Below are 232 nucleotides of genomic sequence, written 5' to 3'. Positions count from 1 at the left end.
GGCTGCGTGCTGTCGAGGCGCTTGGCGGCCTCGCTCACGCTGGTGCCCTCCAGCAGTGCGGCAAGCAGCACCAGCAGGTTGAGGTCTTTCTTGCGCAGGTCCGCGAGCGGCAGGCGGCGGCCGCCCGTGGTGTTGCCTGATGGGGCGCCCCCCTGTCCGGCGAGGCTGTCTCCTTGCTCCCACGATGTCCCTAGGTGTTGTATGTTGAGGCCGGGCCTGGCCCCTGGCGGGG

At 70.7% G+C, this 232-nt stretch carries 1 pseudogene; it reads right to left on the bottom strand.

The features are described from left to right. Positions 1–203: pseudogene (locus tag SB751_RS35720) on the bottom strand (hypothetical protein); the annotation flags it as partial. Positions 204–232 lie beyond the last annotated feature (29 nt).

It is taken from the genome of Cupriavidus sp. SIMBA_020, from assembly GCF_046535395.1.
In the GTDB taxonomy this organism is placed as follows: Bacteria; Pseudomonadota; Gammaproteobacteria; order Burkholderiales; family Burkholderiaceae; genus Cupriavidus; species Cupriavidus campinensis.
Note: the sequence above shows the minus strand (reverse complement) of the source record. Positions and strands in the feature narration are given on the sequence as shown.